Annotated in this window: 27 protein-coding genes; 8 read left to right on the top strand and 19 right to left on the bottom strand. The window is 32.4% G+C overall.

What is annotated here, in order from left to right; genetic code table 11:
* Window positions 1–13 precede the first annotated feature (13 nt).
* The 4 genes from B0A65_RS02520 to B0A65_RS02505 form a co-directional block, all read right to left on the bottom strand.
* Complete coding sequence (locus tag B0A65_RS02520) at window positions 14–583, bottom strand: Crp/Fnr family transcriptional regulator (protein WP_074661424.1); 570 nt, start codon at window positions 581–583, stop codon at window positions 14–16.
* A 63-nt stretch (window positions 584–646) separates the two neighbouring features.
* Complete coding sequence (locus B0A65_RS02515) at window positions 647–1,108, bottom strand: SRPBCC family protein (protein WP_074661420.1); 462 nt, start codon at window positions 1,106–1,108, stop codon at window positions 647–649.
* Window positions 1,109–1,126: 18 nt separating this feature from the next.
* A complete protein-coding gene (locus tag B0A65_RS02510) occupies window positions 1,127–1,621 on the bottom strand; it encodes a hypothetical protein (RefSeq protein WP_074661416.1) in 495 nt (164 codons plus the stop codon).
* A gap of 13 nt (window positions 1,622–1,634) precedes the next feature.
* Window positions 1,635–2,099 carry a GNAT family N-acetyltransferase gene (locus tag B0A65_RS02505; protein ID WP_074661412.1) on the bottom strand — a complete coding sequence of 155 codons (465 nt, stop codon included), beginning with the start codon at window positions 2,097–2,099 and terminating at the stop codon, window positions 1,635–1,637.
* A gap of 142 nt (window positions 2,100–2,241) precedes the next feature.
* Between B0A65_RS02505 and B0A65_RS02500 the strand changes: the two genes are divergently transcribed.
* Both B0A65_RS02500 and B0A65_RS02495 read left to right on the top strand, forming a co-directional pair.
* Window positions 2,242–2,685 (top strand): PepSY-like domain-containing protein, encoded by a 444-nt coding sequence (locus B0A65_RS02500; protein ID WP_074661408.1) that lies wholly within the window; start codon window positions 2,242–2,244, stop codon window positions 2,683–2,685.
* 286 nt (window positions 2,686–2,971) lie between these two features.
* Window positions 2,972–4,432, top strand: a complete 1,461-nt coding sequence (locus tag B0A65_RS02495; protein ID WP_074661404.1) for a glycosyltransferase — start codon at window positions 2,972–2,974, stop codon at window positions 4,430–4,432.
* Window positions 4,433–4,491: 59 nt separating this feature from the next.
* Here B0A65_RS02495 and B0A65_RS02490 read toward each other — a convergent pair whose 3' ends face one another.
* The 10 genes from B0A65_RS02490 to B0A65_RS02445 all read right to left on the bottom strand — a co-directional run bounded on the left by B0A65_RS02490 (window position 4,492) and on the right by B0A65_RS02445 (window position 11,223).
* Window positions 4,492–4,923 carry a GNAT family N-acetyltransferase gene (locus B0A65_RS02490; protein ID WP_074661400.1) on the bottom strand — a complete coding sequence of 144 codons (432 nt, stop codon included), beginning with the start codon at window positions 4,921–4,923 and terminating at the stop codon, window positions 4,492–4,494.
* 154 nt (window positions 4,924–5,077) lie between these two features.
* Entirely contained in the window at window positions 5,078–5,449 is a 372-nt protein-coding gene (locus B0A65_RS02485; RefSeq protein WP_074661396.1) for a hypothetical protein, read from the bottom strand.
* Between the two features lie 139 nt (window positions 5,450–5,588).
* The gene (locus B0A65_RS02480) at window positions 5,589–6,521 is read right to left on the bottom strand and encodes a transglutaminase (RefSeq protein ID WP_074661393.1); all 933 of its coding nucleotides are present in this window, start codon (window positions 6,519–6,521) and stop codon (window positions 5,589–5,591) included.
* An 18-nt stretch (window positions 6,522–6,539) separates the two neighbouring features.
* The gene (locus B0A65_RS02475; protein ID WP_074661389.1) at window positions 6,540–7,391 is read right to left on the bottom strand and encodes a substrate-binding domain-containing protein; all 852 of its coding nucleotides are present in this window, start codon (window positions 7,389–7,391) and stop codon (window positions 6,540–6,542) included.
* Window positions 7,392–7,439: 48 nt separating this feature from the next.
* The gene (locus tag B0A65_RS02470) at window positions 7,440–7,913 is read right to left on the bottom strand and encodes a DUF4265 domain-containing protein (RefSeq protein ID WP_074661384.1); all 474 of its coding nucleotides are present in this window, start codon (window positions 7,911–7,913) and stop codon (window positions 7,440–7,442) included.
* 75 nt (window positions 7,914–7,988) lie between these two features.
* The gene (locus B0A65_RS02465; RefSeq protein WP_074661380.1) at window positions 7,989–8,384 is read right to left on the bottom strand and encodes a VOC family protein; all 396 of its coding nucleotides are present in this window, start codon (window positions 8,382–8,384) and stop codon (window positions 7,989–7,991) included.
* 3 nt (window positions 8,385–8,387) lie between these two features.
* Window positions 8,388–8,828, bottom strand: a complete 441-nt coding sequence (locus tag B0A65_RS02460; RefSeq protein ID WP_074661376.1) for a DinB family protein — start codon at window positions 8,826–8,828, stop codon at window positions 8,388–8,390.
* Window positions 8,829–8,862: 34 nt separating this feature from the next.
* A complete protein-coding gene (locus tag B0A65_RS02455; RefSeq protein WP_074661373.1) occupies window positions 8,863–9,732 on the bottom strand; it encodes a nucleoside phosphorylase in 870 nt (289 codons plus the stop codon).
* Window positions 9,733–9,829: 97 nt separating this feature from the next.
* Window positions 9,830–10,162, bottom strand: a complete 333-nt coding sequence (locus B0A65_RS02450) for a translation initiation factor (protein WP_074661369.1) — start codon at window positions 10,160–10,162, stop codon at window positions 9,830–9,832.
* Window positions 10,163–10,272: 110 nt separating this feature from the next.
* On the bottom strand, window positions 10,273–11,223 hold the full coding sequence (locus tag B0A65_RS02445; protein WP_074661365.1) for an isopenicillin N synthase family dioxygenase: 951 nt from the start codon (window positions 11,221–11,223) through the stop codon (window positions 10,273–10,275).
* Window positions 11,224–11,395: 172 nt separating this feature from the next.
* Between B0A65_RS02445 and B0A65_RS02440 the strand changes: the two genes are divergently transcribed.
* Both B0A65_RS02440 and B0A65_RS02435 read left to right on the top strand, forming a co-directional pair.
* Window positions 11,396–13,372 (top strand): alpha-ketoacid dehydrogenase subunit alpha/beta, encoded by a 1,977-nt coding sequence (locus tag B0A65_RS02440; protein WP_074661362.1) that lies wholly within the window; start codon window positions 11,396–11,398, stop codon window positions 13,370–13,372.
* 67 nt (window positions 13,373–13,439) lie between these two features.
* Window positions 13,440–15,179 (top strand): DUF885 domain-containing protein, encoded by a 1,740-nt coding sequence (locus B0A65_RS02435; RefSeq protein WP_074661358.1) that lies wholly within the window; start codon window positions 13,440–13,442, stop codon window positions 15,177–15,179.
* A 64-nt stretch (window positions 15,180–15,243) separates the two neighbouring features.
* Here B0A65_RS02435 and B0A65_RS02430 read toward each other — a convergent pair whose 3' ends face one another.
* Window positions 15,244–16,215, bottom strand: a complete 972-nt coding sequence (locus tag B0A65_RS02430) for a quinone oxidoreductase family protein (protein WP_074661354.1) — start codon at window positions 16,213–16,215, stop codon at window positions 15,244–15,246.
* 151 nt (window positions 16,216–16,366) lie between these two features.
* Window positions 16,367–16,942 (bottom strand): Crp/Fnr family transcriptional regulator, encoded by a 576-nt coding sequence (locus B0A65_RS02425; protein ID WP_074661351.1) that lies wholly within the window; start codon window positions 16,940–16,942, stop codon window positions 16,367–16,369.
* A 249-nt stretch (window positions 16,943–17,191) separates the two neighbouring features.
* Here B0A65_RS02425 and B0A65_RS23225 point away from each other — a divergent pair, with 249 nt between their 5' ends.
* A complete protein-coding gene (locus B0A65_RS23225; protein ID WP_207556402.1) occupies window positions 17,192–17,368 on the top strand; it encodes a hypothetical protein in 177 nt (58 codons plus the stop codon).
* 35 nt (window positions 17,369–17,403) lie between these two features.
* Here B0A65_RS23225 and B0A65_RS02420 read toward each other — a convergent pair whose 3' ends face one another.
* Window positions 17,404–17,811 (bottom strand): glyoxalase, encoded by a 408-nt coding sequence (locus B0A65_RS02420; RefSeq protein ID WP_074661348.1) that lies wholly within the window; start codon window positions 17,809–17,811, stop codon window positions 17,404–17,406.
* A gap of 68 nt (window positions 17,812–17,879) precedes the next feature.
* Here B0A65_RS02420 and B0A65_RS02415 point away from each other — a divergent pair, with 68 nt between their 5' ends.
* The gene (locus B0A65_RS02415; RefSeq protein WP_026985105.1) at window positions 17,880–18,263 is read left to right on the top strand and encodes an acyl-CoA thioesterase; all 384 of its coding nucleotides are present in this window, start codon (window positions 17,880–17,882) and stop codon (window positions 18,261–18,263) included.
* A gap of 60 nt (window positions 18,264–18,323) precedes the next feature.
* Entirely contained in the window at window positions 18,324–18,755 is a 432-nt protein-coding gene (locus tag B0A65_RS02410) for a hypothetical protein (protein ID WP_074661341.1), read from the top strand.
* Window positions 18,756–18,909: 154 nt separating this feature from the next.
* On the opposite strand, the gene B0A65_RS02405 is transcribed toward B0A65_RS02410, so the two are convergent.
* Window positions 18,910–20,166 carry a mechanosensitive ion channel family protein gene (locus B0A65_RS02405; protein WP_074661338.1) on the bottom strand — a complete coding sequence of 419 codons (1,257 nt, stop codon included), beginning with the start codon at window positions 20,164–20,166 and terminating at the stop codon, window positions 18,910–18,912.
* Window positions 20,159–20,446, bottom strand: coding sequence for a DUF3817 domain-containing protein (locus B0A65_RS02400; protein WP_074661335.1), 288 nt, complete (start codon window positions 20,444–20,446; stop codon window positions 20,159–20,161). The genes B0A65_RS02405 and B0A65_RS02400 overlap by 8 nt, the downstream gene beginning before the upstream one ends.
* A 103-nt stretch (window positions 20,447–20,549) precedes the next feature.
* On the opposite strand from B0A65_RS02400, the gene B0A65_RS02395 reads away from it, so the two are divergent.
* Entirely contained in the window at window positions 20,550–21,083 is a 534-nt protein-coding gene (locus B0A65_RS02395) for a DUF6155 family protein (RefSeq protein WP_074661332.1), read from the top strand.
* The last annotated feature ends 147 nt before the right edge of the window (window positions 21,084–21,230 follow it).

The raw sequence follows: 21,230 nt of genomic DNA, 5'->3' as shown, positions 1-21,230 counted from the left end.
GACAAAAAGCATTTTAATGAATGTTTTTTCTTATCCTGCTCAAAGAAGATTGTGTAATTCCCAAATAAGAAGCGATATAAGAAAGGGGTATTCGATTTACAACATTTGGATAAATCTTGAGAAACATCAAGTAACGTGTTGTAGCATCTTCTGAAACTAACGGACTTCTTCTTTCTATTTTTTGTCGCAATGCTCTTGAAATAATCTTATTTACAATGGCTTCCCATGGAATGATAATATCTAAAAGATCCTTCCAGTCCTTTTTGGAAAAGACTAGCATTTTGCAGTCTGTAATAGCTTGAACATAAGCGTTAGAGCAAATATCATTGTCAAAACTCTCCAGATCAACTACCAGATTATTTTCATCAATAAAATATTTAGTAATTTCTTCGCCTTTGTTGTTATAGTAACAAACTCTGATAATTCCTTCCAGAATAAAACCAACTTCCTGTGCAATTTTCCCTGCTTCAGAAAAATATTCGTCTTTATGAAGAACTCTTTCTGTTGCTTTTTTTGAAATTAAATCAAGTTGCTGCTGGTTTAGGTTTCCAAATTGCAATATGTATTCTATAAACTCTTTCATACTGCAATTTAGTCAAATTTATTTTTTGATTATTTGGCATTTGGCAAATAGTGAAATGTAATTTTATACTATCATTTTATCCAATTCAGCTTCAAGACGATCAAAATTCTCTTCATTTTTATCTACAACATATGGCCTTAGTTTAGCACATTCTTCTGCAGTTTCAAAAACCATTCTGAAAACAATTTTAGTTTCAGAATCAGCTATTTTTTCAAATGTAGCGACTATATTGAATAAAGGTTTAGAAATTCGAATCCAGGCGATTTCAGTTGGTTTTTCAACTTTCACAAACTCGCATTCATTTTGAAAGTTTCCTTGCTCCGGTGCGTGCATTACGAATTTCCATCTACCGCCAGGTCTAAGGTCAAACTCTTCAAATGTATTGGTAAATCCTTTTGGTCCCCACCAGTTTTTTAAATGATTTGGATCTGTCCAGGCTTTAAAAACAAGTTCCTGAGAAAAATTTAAAATTCGGGTACTTACAATTTCGCAGTCTGGAGTTGCCGGAAAAGTCACTGTTGCCATTTTTGCAAATCTTTTAAATTATTTATTAGAGATTTCAAAATCTCGTAAACGTATCATATTAATCATGTAAGGCCACATTTCGTTTCCTACAGCACCAGGATAAGCCCCCATATTTGATGTTTCTTTAAAACCACCATCTTCATTACGCTGAATTTCTGAAATGTATTTCAAAGAAAATTTTGTCCTGTTTTTAAAAGTCAGCAGCACTTGCATGTTGTTATTCTTTTCCTTTTCACTTTCTCCATGAGTTCCTATGTAAAAATAGAAGTCAATTGTCCCTTCTTCACCCGTTTTTTCAAATAAATCATCCTTTCCAAAAGTATTGATTATCTCTGTAAAAGGTTCAAATTTAATAATAGAGTATGTGATGTTTTTTGGATCAGTAGTATTTAATTTAATGGTAAATTTTGCGCCAATAGGAAATTCATAGCCAGCATTGTATGGACTTGGTAGTTCTTGCCCAGAAATATTCAGGCTTAAAAACAGAATAAAAAAAGTTGCTATAAGTTTCATATAATTTGTTTATTTATAATTCTATAGGTTTTAATTCTAATTGCATTATTGGCATATATCTGTCTTTTATAGAAGTTTCAATTTGTCCTGTTTTTACAAAACCCAATTTTGCATAAAACTGCTCTGCATTAGGTTCTGAATTAAGGACTATTTTAGTAATGCTTGTTTTATCAACTTCTGATAAAAAGTGTCTCATTAAGATTTTTCCAAACCCTTTGCCAATATATTCCGGTAAGACAAATAAATTATCCAGTTTCACCGTTTCTTCATCCTCAAAAAGAAAAGAGTAATAACCCACGATTTTGTTTTCCAGAGTTAATTTATAAACGGCATTTGCCTCAATATAAACTGAAGTTACGGTTAAAAATTGGGACCAGTTTTCAATTTGTTCATCAGAATATCCCCAGTAAGCTTTTGATTTTTTGGTGATATCTGTCAAAATTTGATGATCGGCGCTTATTGCTTTTTCTATAGTCATTCTATCTTTTGAAGTTGTTATTTAAAGGAATAAAAATAGATAAAAAAGCGCTTCATTAAAAATTAAAGCTTTCTTAAATTGATTTGTATACATTTTTAGTTGTTGTAAATTAGCTATATACGATAAATAAAATATAGAAATCATGAAAACGAAAATCATAATGGCCGTTTTATTACTAGGTTTTGTAATATCGGCGAAAGCGCAGAAAAAAATTGAAACAACGGAATTGCCTAAACCAGCACAGGAATTTCTTCAAAAATATTTCAGTTATACGTCCGTAGAAATTGCTAAAAAAGATGCCGAACACGGTGAAAAAGGATATGAGGTGAAACTAAAAGACGGAACTGAAGTTGAATTCTGGAAAGATGGATCTTATCGTGAAGTTGATGGCGATGATAAACCAATTCCGACCGAATTTATTCCTGCTTCTATCAAAGATTATGTTTTTAAAAATTATCCAAATGAAAAAATAACGCATATTGATTTTGGACACAAAGATCTGGATGTTGATTTAACAAATGACATCGACCTTGAATTTACCAAAGAAGGTAAAATTCTAAAAGATAAAAATAATAACGTCAAGTAATTCTTTTTTAAAATGAGAAGCCTCCAAAATCAAGAGATTTGGAGGCTTTTTTTTTGAGCATTTTAGTATAAACTTTTCACAAGTGTATAATCTTTACACATAGTTATTTTAGTTTAAAATCTCTAATATACTCATTGTCAATTTTAAATGATAATGGCATAAGGCTTGTAAAATGGGATATAGTCAATTTCTGCGAATAGTATATTATTATCATTTTGACGATTAGATAATATTCAAAAGGAATGCCAATTTAATAAAAGCCATTAAGAAACAGCAATTGCCCATTATGAAAAGCGAAACAATTATTCAGGAACAATTTTACACTTCAAACAATATTAGCAATAAAAATGAACTTCCATTAAACAGTTCCATTTTTAATATTAAGAATCAATATTTTCATAAAGATTTTAAGAAAAACGTAAACCCATTAAGTTTTATTGTGCTTCTCGGCACATTTGTACTAATGCTTGCGGGGTCTTTCTTAGTTTATAAATTACAATCAGATTTTGATCAGTTTCATATAGACAGAATAAATTCTGCCTGGGGACTGCCTTTTTTAATTGTAACAGCAGCTTTATTCTTCTTTCAGACAGGTTCATTTCTATATAATTTATACTTGTATTTTAGATATAAACCAATTGAATCTGTTTCAGATGAATTATTACCAACTTGTACCGTAATTGTACCGGCGTATAACGAAGGGAAATTAGTATGGGACACTTTATTAAGTCTTGCAAACAGTGATTTTCCGGAACAAAAACTACAGTTACTAGCAATCGATGATGGAAGTAAAGATGATACCTGGTACTGGATGCAACAAGCCAAACTAAAATTAGGAGATCGTTTGGAGATTTACCAACAGCCGGAAAATAAAGGAAAACGTCATGCTTTATACCGTGGATTTGAATTGGGTACGGGAGAAATTTTCGTAACAGTTGATAGTGATTCCATTGTAAAAAAAGATACTTTACGAAATCTTGTAAGCCCGTTTGCTATCGATGAGAAATGTGGTGCGGTTGCAGGAAATGTTCACGTTTTAAACAATAAAAAAGCGTTATTGCCTAAAATGCTAAATGTAAGTTTCGTAATGAGTTTTGAATTCATGCGTTCTGCCGAGAGCATGTTGGGTTCAGTACTATGTACACCGGGCGCGGCAGCAGCTTACCGACGCGATGCGGTATTTAATTGTTTGCCAGAATGGATTGAGCAAACTTTTATGGGACAACCGTCTGACATTGGTGAAGATCGCGCAATGACGAATATGATTTTGAAACAAGGATTACACGTTCTGTTTCAAAGAAATGCAGTCGTACTTACAAATGTTCCCGAAGAATATGTTGGTTTATACAAAATGTTTATCAGATGGGGTAGAAGTAATGTACGTGAGAATTTAATGATGGCAAAATACGTTTTCACGGATTTTAGAAAGGAATCTAAATTTGGAGCACGTCTTTTATTCTTAAATCAATCACTAAAGATTGTTATGGCATATCCATTCTTGCTGTTTATGCTGTTTTTTATAGCGATACATCCAATTTTATTCTTTAGTTCTACACTCTTAAGCATTTTAATAGTTTCTAGCTTCTCTGTATTGTTCTATGCCAAAAGATACAGCTTGTCTGAGGCTTTCTGGGCATATTCATACAGTATTTTTTATACTTTCAGTTTATTCTGGATTACACCTTATGCTATTGCCACAGCCAACAAAAGAGGCTGGCTAACGAGAGGGCTGTCTGAAGCAAAATAAACTCTGATACAAACTTAAAAAGCCCTAAGAACAATTTAGTTTTTAGGGCTTTTTAAGTTTTATTCTTTATTATGAAGCGTAAATAAAAGATAGTCGCCATGATCTGAAACTCCTTTTTCTGTGATCACAAAACCTTTGTTTTTATAAAATTCAACAGCTCTGGTATTCCTTTCTAAACATTTTAATGTAATAGGAGCTTTCATTATTTGAATAGCCTCTTCAAGTAATTTGGATCCAATTTTATGCTGCTGATATTCATCATCAATGTAAAAGTGATGTATAAAATTGCCCCGAAGCCATAACGAAATAAATCCGGCAACTTTATCATTATAAATCGCTACGAGAACAAACTCAGCTTCCGTTTCAGAATCAAAATCGGTAAGCTTATAATTATGAGTATCCAGCCAGTAAAATGTTTTTTGGCGGACTTCCAGAAATATTCTTTGTAAATCGGTTATGTGATTTTTATTTTTTTCAACGATTTGAAGCATCTTTTTTATTTAAACTGACAGAACTCAAATTTACGATAAAATGTCTCGTTTATAAACAGAAATAAGCTCCTAATAACTAAGTTATTCAGGAGCTTATTGTATGTTGTGGTATGTTATTCTTTTATTTTAAATTGCTGTAAAATGGATTTTGTACTTAAATTTTCTTTAGTGTAATTTTTACTTCTTTTAATTTTAATATCAGCTCATCATCAGTTATAGTGCTTTCGCTTGGAAACGGTGTACCAGTTTCGTCTTTAATAACTAAACTTTTACCTCCTTTTGTCAATGCATAAGTACCATTTGTAATGGGCTGCAGTAAGAATCCTGTTACATGTCCATCTTCTGTAAAAGTTAGATTTCCGGATGTTAAAATAACATGTTTTGCTGAATCCGAAAGTGCGACGTGATTACTTTCAACAGCTGTTATTTTCCAGGAATTCACCAATTTATTTCTTTTACTGTGGCATGAAATCATTAATAATGTCAACAATGTAATTCCGAGGATAAATAATTTAGATTTTTTCATGGTTTTGAGATTAAAAATTAAACATGAAAAGTTACAAAAAAAATATATTCGATTTATTTTTTTTTAGGAAAATATCTAATAATTAGTCTCTTAGTGATTTTTAAATAATTATTTCAGACTACTTTTATCTTCTAAAAACCTAGTTTAACGTAAGGGCTCCTAAAATCTCTTCATACAAAAATGGTCCACCGGGATAAGTTGCAGTATAGTCAAGATTCATCCATACCTGACCACGATCATCTATATGATAATGGATTTTTTTGCCATAACTTTCTTTTACGAAAAGCACATTTTTAATTAGATAATTGACCTTTTCCAAATCAATTAAAGAGCCAATTAGAATTTCAGGATAAATGTGTCCTTTTGTATGTATAAGTCTTGGGGTTCCCCCAATAGAACGTACAGCAGCAGCCATTAAAATAGAGTGATCATCACAATCCCCCGAAAAATAAGCCAGTGATTCGCTGGCAGTGGCAATATAATCTCCTTCCTTAGGATCGTTGACATAATTCCAGCGACCATTAATCTCTTTAAAAACAGCAAAACACTGAATAATAGTTCTGTAATCTGAATATCCTTTTACGTTTTTAAAATGCTTGGTTGTGGCCATAATAGCAAAATTGCGAACTTTCGGATTTTGATATTCTATAGCGTTGATAATTTTGGATTTATTTGGAAAAGGAAGCAGTTTTGCTGCAATAATATCTTGCGGATATGGATTATCAGACATGGTATAAATCATCGAATTGTAATCTTCCGAAATTTCATTGAAACCATAATTCCCAATTACCGTTCCGTAGAATAAAACCAGGAGATACAAAGCAATACACAAAATAATAATCGTTCGCAGCAACATTAAAAAAAAGAAAATTGCGGCAAAAACGATTATAAAAATAAAAACACGATCTAAATTGAATGCCCATTTCAGATCGATTAAATTTTGATGCAGAATAATGAAAACCGGAATGGTAATTAAAAGACTCAACAGCATAATAATAATCCTATCCCAAGGTGATTTCACCTGTAATTTGGATTTTAATTGCGGAAAGTCGATTTTAGGGAATTTCATCATAAGAATTAAAAGCAGTTTCTACAGCGCTTTTACCGTTTCAACAAAAGTACTTTTTTTATCAATAATTCCCAGATCAAATAATTGATTTTGAATTTTATCGAATGCTTTTTCACTTAAATGTTTTTGAGACCATTGTGTTAACTTCAGCCATTCCTGGATATCTTCGGTTTTTTGATTGAAAAGATCCGCAAGAGTTTTATCAATATCCGGAATCTGTGCAAAATCATGCGTTGTTTTGTTGATGATTTCAAGGATTTTCTCTACAACCTTTGGATTTTTTTTCAAAAATTCATCACGAACTGTAATTACAAAGGAAGGCCATGGAGTAGGGCAGTCGCCGACACGTCTAAAAATACCTTTATCAACAAGCGGTTTTGTCATAAAACGTTCCCACATAAAATAATCGGCTGTTTCGTTTGTCAAAGCTTCAACAGCACCATCAATTGTATTTATAATTTCAAATTGCAAATCATCTGTTTCCCAGCCTTGTTCATGTGCATTTACATATGCCATCAATTGTGAACCTGAGCCTAATCTGGAAATTGCTACTTTTTTATTTTCAAGATCTTTAACAGTCTGAAAATCCGATTTCGCAGCAACGTGAATTCCCCAAATTAAAGGAGATTGCACATAAATTTGAACAATTTTACTTGGATTCCCTGCTACAATATCCTTCACAATACCTTCGGTCAAAATAACGGCAATATCAGCTTCACCATCACGCAACATCTGACACATTTTTCCTGTACCTTCAGGAATATTCTTCCATTGTAAATCAATATTTTCTGCTTCAAATTCGCCATTTTCAATGCATAGTTGCCATGGCAAATTGAAGTGTTCGGGAACACCTACAATTTTTACAGTTTTCATTAGTTTAAGTTTAAGTTAAGATGTTTGGTATGCGTATTTTAAGTTTGTTTAGTTTTTTAATAAGTCTGTTCTGTGTTTTTCTGAAAGACAAGGTTCTCCAAAATCAATAACCTCAAGCTCTACATACTCATTCAAGATGTTTTTAACAACCGAATAATCAATTTCTGCCGTTATTTCGACGGCAAAGAGCGTTTCATTCATGCCTTCAGATTCGCAATTAACTTCTGTGAGCTTTTCCCTTATAATTTCCTTGTCAAAACCTTTTTCTAAAATTATGACCTGAACAATTGAGTTTCCAGAAGTTTCTATAGTTTTTCTATATGTCAGCTGCTGTTCATCTTCATCAAATTCTGCAAAGAAAATGTCATCCGTTGCAATTAAAGGTCCAAAAAACGGAATGTTATCTAATTTAAAATATCCCTTTTCTAAATCAATAATTTCTGCCCACATGGTTTCTACAACCGTATCTTCTAATAAATCACTATAATATCTAAATAGGATTTTTTTATGCGTCTCTGCCATTATTTAATTTTGTAATTCTTTTAAGCTTCATTTTTTTGGCGATAACCTAAATTATCTAATTTTCTAATTGACTAATTATCTAATTATTTCGTCAATTATTGCTTTCAACGGTGATATAACAATTCGATATCCGTCAGGATCCTGAAACATTTTTCCATTTTCATTCCAAAATGGGTTAATTGCAGTTATTATTGAAATGTTATTACGTACAAGCTTATCTTCCAATTTATTATAATCTAAAATTGTTTTCGGATAAAGCACAATTACATCTTCTTCATCAAAAGTATGCTTGGCTTTTGAGTCAGATTGTGTAAATTCAAAATGCCAGTCCAAACCCGATTTCCCAATAAAAACACCATTGTAATTATTGTGATTCTGAAAACCTCCTAATCGTTCAAAACCGAGAATATCAATATAAAAATTTTCGATTCTCTGTAAATCATTAGTATGTCGTGCAACTCTTAAAAACATAATCTATGATCTAATTTGATTTATATGATGTTCTAAATGTTCTACGTAATCTGTCATCAGAAATCTTAAATCAATAACTGAATCATCGCTTAAGATAATTTTATAATCTAAAGCTTCTTCATCAACAGATTTCATAATTCGTATGATTTGTTTGTTTAACGAAAGCCATAATTGGTTTAGCTCATTAATATCTTTTGTTTGATACTGATTTAAATTCACTAAATCAATTTGATTGTAAGGTCTGTGACGATAAGGTTTTGCTACATAATTAATTTCTGTAAAACGAACTAAATTATGAATGGCAGAATCAATTAAATGCCCTAAAACTTCTTTTTTAGACCATTTTCCAGGTTTTCTTTCTTCTAATATAACCGGATCAATTGTTGGAAAATAATTTGAATTTTCATTCAACAATTGATCAAATTTAAGAATAGCATTTTGCATGAATTATCTAATTTTCTAATTGATAAATCCTTAATTACTTTTGAGCCAATTTATTCAATGTATAGGCGATAAGCGCATCTACAGCTTTGTAAGGATCTTCACTAAAAGTTCCTGAAGCACGATTTGCAATAATAGCATTTAAAGATAGTGCATTATGACCTAAAAGTGCAGAAAGTCCATAAATAGCAGCAGTTTCCATTTCTAAATTGGTGATTCTGTGATCATCAAAATTGAAACTATCCATTTTATTGTTTAATTCCCCGTCCTGAATATTCAAACGTAATACGCGCCCTTGCGGACCATAAAATCCACCCGCAGTTGCTGTTATTCCCTTAAACATTTTATCTGATTCAATAATTTTTTCTAATGTTTCAGAACACGGAATTACATAAGGTCTTCCTTTTCGGATATCCCAATTGGTATGCATTATAAAAGCATCTTCCAATGCATCCTGCGAAACAGCATCAATTAAATAGGAGCGAAGCATATTGTCTAATCCTAGTCCGAATTTTGACATTACAAAACTATCTACAGGAATATCAGCGTGTAAAGAACCCGAAGTTCCAATTCTGATGATATTAAGTGAAGTTAATTGTTCTTTTGGCTGACGAGTTTCTAAATTGATGTTTACCAAAGCATCTAATTCGTTCAAAACAATATCAATATTGTCAGGACCAATTCCGGTTGAAATTACAGAAATTCGTTTCCCTTTATAAGTTCCGGTTTGCGTTTTAAATTCTCTTTTTTGCGTCGAATATTCAATAGTATCAAAGAACTGAGTAATTTTCTCTACTCGATTTTGATCTCCCACAAAAATTATATCGTGTGCAATATGTTCTGGACGTAGGTTTAAGTGGTAAACACTTCCGTCTGGATTTAGTATTAATTCTGATTGTTGTATCATTTTTTTTAAGGTGCTAAGGTTCTGAGTGGCTATGGTTCTTAGGTTTTCTAACTTCACGAACAACTTGAAACTTGAAACATGAAACTAAAAAAACATTTTATCCACCAACTCTCTTCGTTTTAAAGCCTTTTTCTTTTAAAATCGCCATTATTTTGTCGCGATAATCTCCCTGAATGATGATGGAATCGTCTTTAAAAGTTCCGCCAACACTAAGTTTTGTTTTAATTTCTTTTGCCAGAATTTTAAAATCTTCATCAGATCCTTCGTAACCTTCAATTATGGTGGTTGCTTTTCCTTTTCGTTTTTCAAATTTGCAGATCATCGGTTCTTTCTGAACATAAAGCATGTGCTCTTGTTCCTGAATTTCTTCAGGTTCATTTGATTCAACGTGATCCGGAAATAAGTTTTTTAATTGATCTTGTAAGTCCATAAATTTTTATTCTAAAAATAAATTCCAATAAATTTAGGTTGTAAAAAATTAAATTCCAAATCCCAAGTTTGCATTGGAATTTGGAATTTAAAAAAATGTGATTTAAAAGTTTATTTTTTAATTAAACCTAAATCTACTAAACGTTCGTATAAATAATCGCCCGCTGTAATATCTTCAAATTTCTTAGGATTTTCTGCATCAATACAGTTTTCTAAACAATCTAAGCGCATATCACTCACAGGATGCATAAAAAACGGCACAGAAAAACGAGATGTTCCCCATAATTCTCTTGGCGGATTTACTACCTGATGAATTGTTGATTTTAGTTTGTTATTGGTATGTCTTGACAACATATCACCAACATTAATTACTAATTCGTCATCTGCTGCAATAGCGTCGATCCATTCTCCATCGTGATTTTGAACCTGAAGTCCTTTTCCCTGAGCACCCATTAAAAGTGTAATCAGGTTGATATCACCGTGAGCAGCTGCGCGAATAGCGTTTTCTGGTTCAGAAGTAATTGGAGGATAATGAATTGGTCTTAAAATTGAGTTTCCATCTTTAGCATACTGATCAAAATAAAACTCGTCTAAACCTAAATGCAAAGCCAAAGCTCTTAATACATAAACGCCTGTTTTTTCAAGCATTTGGTACGCTTCTTTACCAACAACATTAAAACGTGGTAATTCTTTTACTTCAACATTGTCCGGATATTCTGAAGCATATTTTGAAGCTGCATCAACATATTGACCAAAATGCCAAAACTCTTTTAAATCTCCCTCTTTACGTCCTTTGGCATGTTCTTTTCCAAAAGATACATAACCTCTTTGTCCGCCAATACCGGGAATTTCATAATTATGCTTAGTTTCTACTGGCAAAGCGAAAAATTTTCTAATTTCGCTATAAAGCTCGTCTACTAACTGGTCGTCAAGAAAATGACCTTTTAGGGCTACGAAGCCAATGTTTTCAAATGCACTGCCGATTTCATTTACAAATTTTTGTTTACGTTTCGGGTCGTCCGAAAGGAAATCACGTAAGTCTACACTAGGAATGTTTTGCATACTTTACATTTTTTATTTTAAGAGGAAAGGTGTCGTAAAACCTTTCAATAACAAAGGTAGAGAATATTTTAGAATTGAATTTTAAAAGTTATATTAAAATAAAAAATATATAACAAAAACAAATAAAATTGTTATATATATCTATATTTGGAATACTAAAAACCAACCCCTTATGATCTTTTACAGACAAGACCTTACTGATGCAAAATTGCTGGAATTATACAAACAACTCCTCAAACCCCGTTTGATCGAAGAAAAGATGTTAATCCTTATTCGTCAGGGAAAAGTATCAAAATGGTTCTCTGGAATAGGACAGGAAGCAATTGCGGTAGGAGTGACCTCTGTTTTGGATGCATCAGAATATGTTTTGCCAATGCACCGAAATTTAGGCGTTTTCACTACACGCGATATTCCTTTACATCGTCTGTTTTCTCAGTGGCAAGGAAAGGCAAATGGCTTTACAAAAGGTCGGGATCGTAGTTTTCACTTTGGAACTCAGGAATATAAAATTATAGGAATGATTTCGCATTTGGGGCCGCAATTAGGAGTTGCAGACGGAATCGCCTTAGCCGATAAACTTCAAAACAATAAAAAAATAACTGCCGTATTTACAGGTGAAGGTGCTACAAGTGAAGGAGATTTTCACGAAGCCTTAAATATTGCTGCCGTATGGAAATTACCTGTTATGTTTATTATTGAAAATAACGGTTACGGTCTTTCAACGCCAACAAACGAGCAATATCAATGTACAAATCTGGCTGACAAAGGAATTGGTTATGGCATGGAAAGCCATATTATTGATGGAAATAATATTCTGGAAGTGTATAATAAACTTTCAGAATTAAAAGTAGAAATGCAAAACGATCCGCATCCGATTTTATTAGAATTTAAAACCTTTAGAATGCGTGGGCACGAAGAAGCGAGCGGTACTAAATATGTTCCTCAGGAATTGATGGCCGAATGGGCTGTAAAAGATCCAGTAACAAATTACCGTGATTATTTGACAAAAATTGGCGTTTTAACAGCTGAATTTGATGAGCAGCTTCATGATGAAATTAAACTGGAAATTGAGGAGAATTTAGCTATATCAAATGCTGAACCTGAAATCGCACCAACTTATAGTGGAGAATTAGATGATGTCTATAAATCCTTTATTTTTGAAGAAGTTACACCTTCATCAGAAACTAAAAATATTCGATTTATTGATGCCATCAGAAACAGTTTGGAGCAGTCCATGCAAAAGCACAAAAACCTGATTATTATGGGTCAGGATATTGCCGAATATGGTGGTGCTTTTAAAATTACAGATGGCTTTGTTGAGTTTTTTGGAAAGGACAGAGTTCGGAATACACCAATCTGCGAAAGTGCAATAGTTTCAGCAGGAATGGGATTGTCAATTAATGGATACAAAGCAATTGTAGAAATGCAGTTTGCTGATTTCGTTTCGACAGGATTTAATCCGATTGTAAATTTACTCGCAAAATCACATTATCGTTGGGGAGAAAAAGCCGATGTCGTAGTTCGTATGCCTTGTGGTGGTGGTACTCAGGCGGGACCTTTTCATTCTCAGACAAACGAGGCCTGGTTCACCAAAACGCCAGGTTTAAAAGTTGTCTATCCGGCTTTTCCTTATGATGCAAAAGGTTTATTGAATAGTTCGGTAAATGATCCGAATCCGGTTTTGTTTTTTGAACATAAGCAATTATACAGAAGTATTTATCAGGATGTTCCAACAGATTATTATACTATTCCGTTAGGAAAGGCAGCAGTTTTAAAAGAAGGAAATAAAGTAACTATTATTGCTTTTGGCGCTCCTGTTCACTGGGCATTAGAAACCCTGGAAAAAAATCCTGAAATTGATGCTGATTTAATAGACTTAAGAACACTTCAGCCTTTAGATACGGAAACTATTTTTGCCTCAGTAAGAAAGACCGGAAAAGTCATTATTTATCAGGAAGACACTATGTTTGGTGGAATTGCCAGCGATATTTCGGCTCTAATTATGGAGAAATGCTTTGAATACCTGGATGCTCCTGTAAAAAGAGTAGCCAGTTTAGATTCACCAATTCCGTTTACAAAAGCATTAGAAGATCAATTTTTGTCGAAAAATCGTTTTGAAGAGGTTTTGTTTGATTTATTGAAATATTAATTACAAAGATCAAATTGCTTTGCAGAATGAACATTTTTTCTATCTTTAAAACATAAAAACCTAACCTATGAAAAAACTGTTTGTTTCCATTTTTACCATTTCATTACTTTTTTCCTGTAATAAAAACACTAAAACTACCGATAAAGCTTTAGATCAGAAGTTTGACAAATACAAGGAGGGATTTGTTACTTCGTTATGGAAAATAAATCCAGGTTGGGCTTCCGGTGTTGGCTATCATAAATTAGATAGTATTTTGGTAGTTCCAGATGCTACTGAAACAAAAGTACAACTTGATTTTGCCAATACCCAATTAGACTCTTTAAAGCAATACGATATTGAAAGTTTGTCTGACAATAATAAGACTGACTTTCAAATGATAAAAAATCAACTGGAAGCATCGGTATTTAGCATCAAAGAATTAAAATCGTCTGAATGGAATCCTTCTGAATACAATGTTTGCGGTTCTTTTGCAGAAATTTTAAATGGAAATTATGATTCATTAGAAGTTCGTTTGCGTGCTTTTAATGCTAAAATGAATGCTATACCAGCTTATTATGAAGCTGCCAAAAAGAATATTAAAAATCCAACAATTGAACATACAGATCTTGCCATTGCACAAAACATTGGAGGTTCTACAGTTTTTGAAGCCGATTTAAATGAGGCACTGGCAAAAAGCAAATTGAGTGCTGCTGAGAAAAAAGAAATACAGGACAAAGCAAAAGTTTCAATAAAAGCGATTAAAGATTATGCAGAATGGCTACAAAACCTTCCGAATAAAACCCCTCGTTCTTTTAGATTAGGTGCTGATTTATATGCCAAAAAATTCAATTTTGACATTCAGTCCAGTTACACTGCTGATGAAATCTATAAGATTGCCGTTGATCATAAAAATGATTTGCACGATAAAATGTTTGTTTTGGCTGATAAACTTTGGAAAAAATACAAAGGAAATGCTCCTAAACCAGCAGACAAACTGGAATTAATCAAACAGGTAATTGATAAAATTTCATTGCAACATACAACTCCGGAGAGATTTCAGTCAGAAATTGAGAAACAAATTCCGGAACTAGCTGCTTACGTTAAAGCCAAAGATTTATTATATATAGATCCATCAAAACCTTTAGTAGTGCGTAAGGAACCAGCTTATATGGCAGGTGTAGCCGGAGCTTCGATTTCTGCAGCCGGGCCTTATGATAAGAATGCAAATACCTATTATAACGTAGGTAGTATGTCAGGCTGGACGGCTGAAAATGCCGAAAGTTACCTGCGTGAATACAATGACTATATTCTTCAAATTTTAAATATTCACGAAGCGATTCCAGGACATTATACACAATTGGTTTACAGTAATCAGTCGCCAAGTATTATAAAATCAATTTTAGGAAACGGTGCCATGGTAGAAGGTTGGGCGGTTTACGCTGAAAAAATGATGTTGGAAAGTGGCTACAAAAACTCTGATGAAATGTGGTTGATGTACTATAAATGGAATTTAAGAACAACTTGCAATACTATTCTAGACATTAGTGTTCATACTAAGGATATGTCTAAGGAAGAAGCGATGATTTTGTTAACGAGAGAAGCTTTTCAGCAACAAGCAGAGGCAGAAGGGAAGTGGAAGCGCGTAACTTTATCTCAGGTACAACTATGTTCTTATTTCACAGGATATACTGAGATTTATAATTTAAGGGAAGAACTTAAAAAACAAGAAGGAGATAAATTTAATTTGAAAAAATTTCATGAAAAATTCCTGAGTTTTGGAAGCGCTCCCGTGAAATATATTAAAGAGTTAATGCTTTCAAAAGAATAAATTACTAAGATTTTAAAGAAATGGTTTGATGCGATTACGATCTTATCAAACCATTTTTCTTTTATTAGATATTTATAACTATACGTTTACCATCTGAAACTTCGGCATTCCACATCTTTTCAATATCTGTTAAATCACCTTCTTCGATATTTACTTTGATTTTGTTTTGAGCAGCTAAAAGAAACATTTCCGGAAGTATTTCTGAAAATAGTAATTTCACTTCTTCTTTCGACCAGCTTCCTAAACCTGAACCTGATAATTGAAGATCAACGCTTCTCAAAATTCCAGCTGACAATTGAATCGAATCACCAGTCATTCCCCCAATATTTACATAACGAACTTTATGAGAAAAGGAGCCATTTCCTTTTAAGGCTGAAAGAATTAATTCTGCTGTGTGTCCCCACAAATAATCCAAAATAATATCAATTGATGTAGTCTGATGAATTCCCTTCAGTTGTTTTTTAATTACTTCATCGTCTTGTTTTAGTGAGATAATCTCGTCAGCACCTAATTCTAAAAGCTTTTGAAATGTTTTTTCATTTCTTGCGGTAACAATTATTCTTTTTGCCCCGTAATGCTTTGCAATCTGAATAGCCATTTGTCCTGTAAAACCAGCTCCTCCGTTTATCAAAACAGTTTCTCCCGGATTTATTCGTGCTCTAAATTTAAGTGCCATCGCAGAGCCTGCAACTGCATTTGGCATTGCGGCCGCTATCGTATTGCTAATTCCTTCTGGTAATGGCACCAAAATATTTTTATCAATAATTGTTTTCTCTGCCATTGTACCGGTTATTCCGCGAGCGTAAACTCTTGTTCCGTTTTCCAATAAACCAACGGCATCACTGCTTACAACAAATCCGTTTTCACTGAGATTCTCCGAAGAATAATGTTTACCGTTTGCTTTTCCTTTATCTAAATTGGTAATGGCTACGGCTTTGACCAAAAGTAAAATTTGATTTTCATTCTGTGGAATTGGTTCTGCAAATTCTGCATATTTTGGCGATTCGCCTCTTTTATAAACTACTGCTGCTTTCATAATTATTTAATTTTATCATGCAAAGTTAGAGAGCATTACAGGAGCCGACGATAACATTTGTTATCAAATGAAATTTCCCACCATATAAGTTATATAAGCTCATTTAAACTTGGCTTATAATTTATCATATAAGTTATTTAGTAAAATTCAATTATTTTGCGTGAAGCAATTGACTTTTGATTCGGCTTAAATGAACAGTGCTTACTCCGAGATACGAAGCAATATAATGTTGTGGCACTCGCTGCAGCACCTGAGGCCTTTCTTCAATTAAATTAAGATAACGCTGAGTAGGAGAGTCTTTTATAAAGGAAACAAAATGCTTCATATAATCAAAAGTACGTTCAAAAAGCATGTTGATGAAACGATCTCTTAATTCTGGAATTTCTTTAATTTCTTCCAAAATTTTATCCAGATCATTTTTAGAGATCCACCAAATAACAGAAGGTTCAATGGTTTCCATAACAACCGGACTTGGTATTTTTTTCATGAAACTTTCGATAGAAGCTACACTTTGATTTTCGAAGAAAAACTGAGTTGTTAAATCTTTTCCGTTATTATTAAACCAAACCCTGATACATCCTTCTTCAATTATAAAAAGCTTTTTTGAGATTTCTCCTTCTTCCAGAAGTATCGTTTTTGCAGCAACTTCAAGCCGATTGAAATGGTTTGTATATTCAATCCATTTTGAATCGTTTAGAGGGAATTTATTTCGGAATTGGTCAAGCATAATTACGATTAATTAGTAACAATATCAAACTAGGCATTCCAAAAATAAGTAATCAACTTAAATAATATTAATAGTGCTAAATAATAAATCATAGTAATGTAACTTAATTTCAAAGAATTAAAAAATACTATAAACGTTAAGTATGGGTAGCTATCTACTAAAAATCTAGTAACAAAATTTATTTTTAAATTTTTAAATTCATAAATAATTGATTTACTTCTTGCGTTATTAAAATATTTCAAATTATAAATGGACAAACCAAAACCAATGCTACAAAAGGCAAAAAAAATAATATTATTATATTCTTTAAAAAAAAATAGATATATGCTTCCTATATTAATTAGAAACAAAATAGATAAAAATCTTGCTGTAGATGATTCAGGAGAAGTTTTATTAGTTTTTAAAATGACTTCATATGTTCTATAGTACAAATAATGGTAAGGTTTTATTAACATAAATCTCTAGTTCGAATTCGATTCCAATTCAAACAACTGCACCTGACTTTTCAAGCGATCAATCAATAAATTCATCATTCTTTTGTTTAAGCTTGAAGAATTTTGAATGTACGTTTCATATTCTTCAATCGTAAAAAGTGCCATCACAATTCCTTTTAAAGAATTTCTGAATTTAATGTCTTTCTGAATGGAATTTTCTATGACCTGGAGTTTCTTTTCGACGGTGTACGAATAGAAATCGGCTTTGTTTTTATTTACATAGTTGACAAACACCGCAATAAACAAATCATTTTGCAGTTTTAAAATAGGCCTAATCGTCTGATTTTGAAACAACTCATCTGCCGAAGATTGAGCACTTACAGTTCCTAAAGTTTCGCCTCTGAATTCTCTTAAAAAAGTGTCTCTATCTGCCATGTTTTTTCTTTAAATTTAGAAAAAATTCCAATACAAAAAATCTATTTTTATTCTTATAAATTAAAATTATGCGATTTCATACCAGAAAGTGGGTTAAGCCCGAAGATTTAAATCCAAACGGAACTTTATTTGGCGGAAAATTATTAGCGTGGATTGATGAAGAACTGGCATTATACACCATTATTCAGTTAGAAAACACCAGAGTGGTTACTAAATACATGTCGGAAATCAATTTTAAAAGCTCTGCACGCCAAGGTGATATTGTAGAAATTGGAATAGATGTCGTTAAATTCGGAAATACATCACTGGTTTTAAAATGTGCCGTACGAAACATGATGACACGTGAAATTATTATTACAATCGATCAAACCACGATGGTTAATCTGGATGAAGATGGTAAACCAAAAGCCCACGGAAAAACCCAAATCGAATTCGTAAAAGATCGCTTATAAATTTTTCCCAACATAGTAAGTAGTATAACTTCATTTTAACCAGGCTTAAAAAAACAATTGATGACGCTTAAAAATTTTCTTACCGTTTGTTTATTTTCTGCATTTTTATTTTCCTGCAATTCTAAAGAAGAAAAGGATAAATACAATCATGTTTTTTATCGAGCAGTAAATGGCAAAGACACCGCAATTCTAGACCTTAAAATAAACGATAAAAGATTTTACGGACGTTATGAAATACTATATCATAAAATCGGAAAAGATTCAGGCGATGTAAGAGGAGACATGCATGGAGACACACTTAGAGGTGATTTTCATTTTATCTCAAATGGAGGAAGCTGGAAAAGAACTCCAATCGCTTTATTGCAAAAGGATAATAAACTGATTTTAGGGAAAGGTGTTATTGGAACCTATTTTAATCTTCCGCTTTTTCTTCCAGACGTTCCTATAGAGTACAACAACTCTCAGTTTGTTTTCGAAAGGATTGAAAATTAGTTTCAGTTTTTTTTACTTTAACATAATTTAACCGAAAAGTTCGCTAAGATTTACGCTATGAATGCAAAGCTGTCTTTGCGAACCTTGCGAAAAAACCTTGCGAACTTTGCAGTTAAATTATGTCCAAAGGCTAACAACCTGAAACAAAATAAACCTACTCGAATCGACCAATCTTTGAAGGCAATTCGAATATTTCTAAATCAAAATATTCTACAGAAGCCATTATGTGATCAAAAATATCAGCCATAATATATTCGTAGTTTGCCCAGCGTTTATCACTCGAAAACGCATAAATTTCCAAAGGAACACCATGTGCAGACGATTGTAGTTGACGACACATCATATGCATATCTTTATTCAAACCTGGATGTGTGATCAAATATTGCATGATATATTTTCGATACAAACCTAAATTAGTCATATTACGTCCGTTTAACGCCAGAGTTTTATCAATGCCGCGTAAATCGTTATATTTCTCAATTTCAGCTTGTCTGGTTTCAATATAAGTGCTAATCAGCTGTACCTTTTTCATCTGATTCAAATCTTCATCATTCAAAAAACGAATGCTGCTGCTTTTAATCAAAACATGTCTTTTAATACGTCTTCCATCCGATTTTTGCATACCGCGCCAATTCTGAAAAGAATCTGAACTTAAGGCATACGTTGGAATCGTAGTTATTGTATTATCAAAATTTCGAACTTTTACCGTTGTTAAATTGATTTCAATAACATCTCCATCGGCACCAAATTTATCCATCGTAATCCAGTCACCAATACGAACCATATCGTTAATGGCAACCTGAACACTCGAAACAAATCCTAAAATTGTATCCCTGAAAATCAAGATAATAATTGCCGAAAGTGTTCCTAAAATAGTGAGCAATTCGCCTTTCTTGATTCCGAATAAAGTGGAAATAATCATCGCAACTCCAAAAATCCAGAGCACAATCATAATAACCTGAACGAAACTATCGATTGGTTTATCGCTGTATTCTGGTTTTTGCTTTAAGTAATCACGTAAAGCATTAAAAATCGTTCTAATGATCCACAAACTGATCAAAACGATGTAAATCCCAACGATTTTTCCAAACAAAGATTCCCAGTATTCGTATCGATCCAAAATTATTGGAACGGCTTTATAAATAAAGAAAAACGGAATTAAATACGCCGTGTATTTTGTGGTTTTGTTGTGAATTAAATAGTCGTCAAACTTTGTTTTGGTTTTTTGTGCAAAAATGGCGGTCAAAGTAACTAACACAAATTTTGCAACATAATAAATGGCAAAAGCCAAAGCCACCATAATGGCGATATTAAAGATAAGGCTGATATAAGACGCAAAGTTGCGGCTCATTCCCCAATCTCTAAAGAGCGGATATAAAAAGTTAAATATTTTATCCAAAGGCTTATGCATTATTTTCTAAATATTTTTTCTCAATGTAGAAAGTTCCAAACGGAATAAGAGAGGCTATCAAAATAATTCCAAAGGTTTTTAAATCCCAATTTTGAGATTTTCTTAGTAAAAATGCCAATATAATATATCCAATAAACAATACACCATGCGTCATTCCTAGCGGGCGTAATATAGTATGATAAAGTTCCGGATTGTTATTTTTAATAATAAGCATGTTTGCGAATAAAACTAAATAGGAGATTCCTTCTAAAATTGCAGTAACTTTGAAAATCTTGAGCATGTATCTGTTTTTTGAATTTATACAAGCAAAATTAAGTATTATCGTTGGTTTTTGTGGTATGAATCCGGAAACTAATTTATTTTTGTATTCTTAAACTTTGATAATGAGTAAGCGCGATTTAAAAAAATATTTAGCCGAATTAAACAAGGAACAACTCGAAGAACAAATTATCGAATTATACGAGAAATTTGTTCCGGTAAAAACCTTTTACGATTTTGTTTTTAATCCAAAAGAAGACAAACTTTTACAGGAAAGTAAAACAAAGATTTCTCACGAATATTTTCCGATTAAAAAACCGAATGCAAAATGGCGTCCAAAAGCAAAAATGCGTCGTTCTGTAGCGCAAAAAATGATCAAACATTTTATTGTGTTAGGAGTTGATCCTTTTATTATTGCCGATTTGATGTTGTATAATATCGAAATAGCGCAAACGTTTTCTTCAGGAAATTTTATAAAGCAGGAATTATTCTACAAAAGCATGTTCAATTCTTTCGAACAAGCTGTAAATTTTATAATTTCTAACGGAATTTTATCTGAATTTAAATCCCGGATTTTAGAAATTCAACAGCAAACTATTCAACAGAAATGGAAAAATAAGTATGATTTTGAGGCAATTTTAGATAAAATCGACTTATAAAAACACTTCTCATAAAAAATCTTATTTAAAAAAATCATTTATTTTACGTTAAAATAAGATGAATAACTGTTTTTTAGGTGTATTTTTGCAAAAATCCAAAAATAAACAATGTCTCAAAACACTTTAGAAATAGAAAGAGAAGAGAAA

The sequence above is a fragment of the Flavobacterium frigidimaris genome (assembly GCF_002217275.1).
In the GTDB taxonomy this organism is placed as follows: Bacteria; Bacteroidota; Bacteroidia; order Flavobacteriales; family Flavobacteriaceae; genus Flavobacterium; species Flavobacterium aquidurense.
This window is presented reverse-complemented; position numbering and strand designations above follow the sequence as displayed.

Bases quoted from the DNA above. Each gene is read 5' to 3' on its own strand.
- B0A65_RS02395 (WP_074661332.1), top strand. From the start codon at position 20,550: ATGAGTAAGCGCGATTTAAAAAAATATTTAGCCGAATTAAACAAGGAA.
- B0A65_RS23225 (WP_207556402.1), top strand. From the start codon at position 17,192: ATGGACAAACCAAAACCAATGCTACAAAAGGCAAAAAAAATAATATTA.
- B0A65_RS02440 (WP_074661362.1), top strand. From the start codon at position 11,396: ATGATCTTTTACAGACAAGACCTTACTGATGCAAAATTGCTGGAATTA.
- B0A65_RS02515 (WP_074661420.1), bottom strand. From the start codon at position 1,108: ATGGCAACAGTGACTTTTCCGGCAACTCCAGACTGCGAAATTGTAAGT.
- B0A65_RS02420 (WP_074661348.1), bottom strand. From the start codon at position 17,811: ATGGCAGATAGAGACACTTTTTTAAGAGAATTCAGAGGCGAAACTTTA.
- B0A65_RS02485 (WP_074661396.1), bottom strand. From the start codon at position 5,449: ATGAAAAAATCTAAATTATTTATCCTCGGAATTACATTGTTGACATTA.
- B0A65_RS02480 (WP_074661393.1), bottom strand. From the start codon at position 6,521: ATGATGAAATTCCCTAAAATCGACTTTCCGCAATTAAAATCCAAATTA.
- B0A65_RS02415 (WP_026985105.1), top strand. From the start codon at position 17,880: ATGCGATTTCATACCAGAAAGTGGGTTAAGCCCGAAGATTTAAATCCA.
- B0A65_RS02450 (WP_074661369.1), bottom strand. From the start codon at position 10,162: ATGGACTTACAAGATCAATTAAAAAACTTATTTCCGGATCACGTTGAA.
- B0A65_RS02520 (WP_074661424.1), bottom strand. From the start codon at position 583: ATGAAAGAGTTTATAGAATACATATTGCAATTTGGAAACCTAAACCAG.
- B0A65_RS02425 (WP_074661351.1), bottom strand. From the start codon at position 16,942: ATGCTTGACCAATTCCGAAATAAATTCCCTCTAAACGATTCAAAATGG.
- B0A65_RS02405 (WP_074661338.1), bottom strand. From the start codon at position 20,166: ATGCATAAGCCTTTGGATAAAATATTTAACTTTTTATATCCGCTCTTT.
- B0A65_RS02510 (WP_074661416.1), bottom strand. From the start codon at position 1,621: ATGAAACTTATAGCAACTTTTTTTATTCTGTTTTTAAGCCTGAATATT.
- B0A65_RS02445 (WP_074661365.1), bottom strand. From the start codon at position 11,223: ATGCAAAACATTCCTAGTGTAGACTTACGTGATTTCCTTTCGGACGAC.
- B0A65_RS02435 (WP_074661358.1), top strand. From the start codon at position 13,440: ATGAAAAAACTGTTTGTTTCCATTTTTACCATTTCATTACTTTTTTCC.
- B0A65_RS02410 (WP_074661341.1), top strand. From the start codon at position 18,324: ATGACGCTTAAAAATTTTCTTACCGTTTGTTTATTTTCTGCATTTTTA.
- B0A65_RS02465 (WP_074661380.1), bottom strand. From the start codon at position 8,384: ATGTTTTTAAGAGTTGCACGACATACTAATGATTTACAGAGAATCGAA.
- B0A65_RS02400 (WP_074661335.1), bottom strand. From the start codon at position 20,446: ATGCTCAAGATTTTCAAAGTTACTGCAATTTTAGAAGGAATCTCCTAT.
- B0A65_RS02505 (WP_074661412.1), bottom strand. From the start codon at position 2,099: ATGACTATAGAAAAAGCAATAAGCGCCGATCATCAAATTTTGACAGAT.
- B0A65_RS02460 (WP_074661376.1), bottom strand. From the start codon at position 8,828: ATGCAAAATGCTATTCTTAAATTTGATCAATTGTTGAATGAAAATTCA.
- B0A65_RS02430 (WP_074661354.1), bottom strand. From the start codon at position 16,215: ATGAAAGCAGCAGTAGTTTATAAAAGAGGCGAATCGCCAAAATATGCA.
- B0A65_RS02490 (WP_074661400.1), bottom strand. From the start codon at position 4,923: ATGCTTCAAATCGTTGAAAAAAATAAAAATCACATAACCGATTTACAA.
- B0A65_RS02470 (WP_074661384.1), bottom strand. From the start codon at position 7,913: ATGGCAGAGACGCATAAAAAAATCCTATTTAGATATTATAGTGATTTA.
- B0A65_RS02475 (WP_074661389.1), bottom strand. From the start codon at position 7,391: ATGAAAACTGTAAAAATTGTAGGTGTTCCCGAACACTTCAATTTGCCA.
- B0A65_RS02495 (WP_074661404.1), top strand. From the start codon at position 2,972: ATGAAAAGCGAAACAATTATTCAGGAACAATTTTACACTTCAAACAAT.
- B0A65_RS02455 (WP_074661373.1), bottom strand. From the start codon at position 9,732: ATGATACAACAATCAGAATTAATACTAAATCCAGACGGAAGTGTTTAC.
- B0A65_RS02500 (WP_074661408.1), top strand. From the start codon at position 2,242: ATGAAAACGAAAATCATAATGGCCGTTTTATTACTAGGTTTTGTAATA.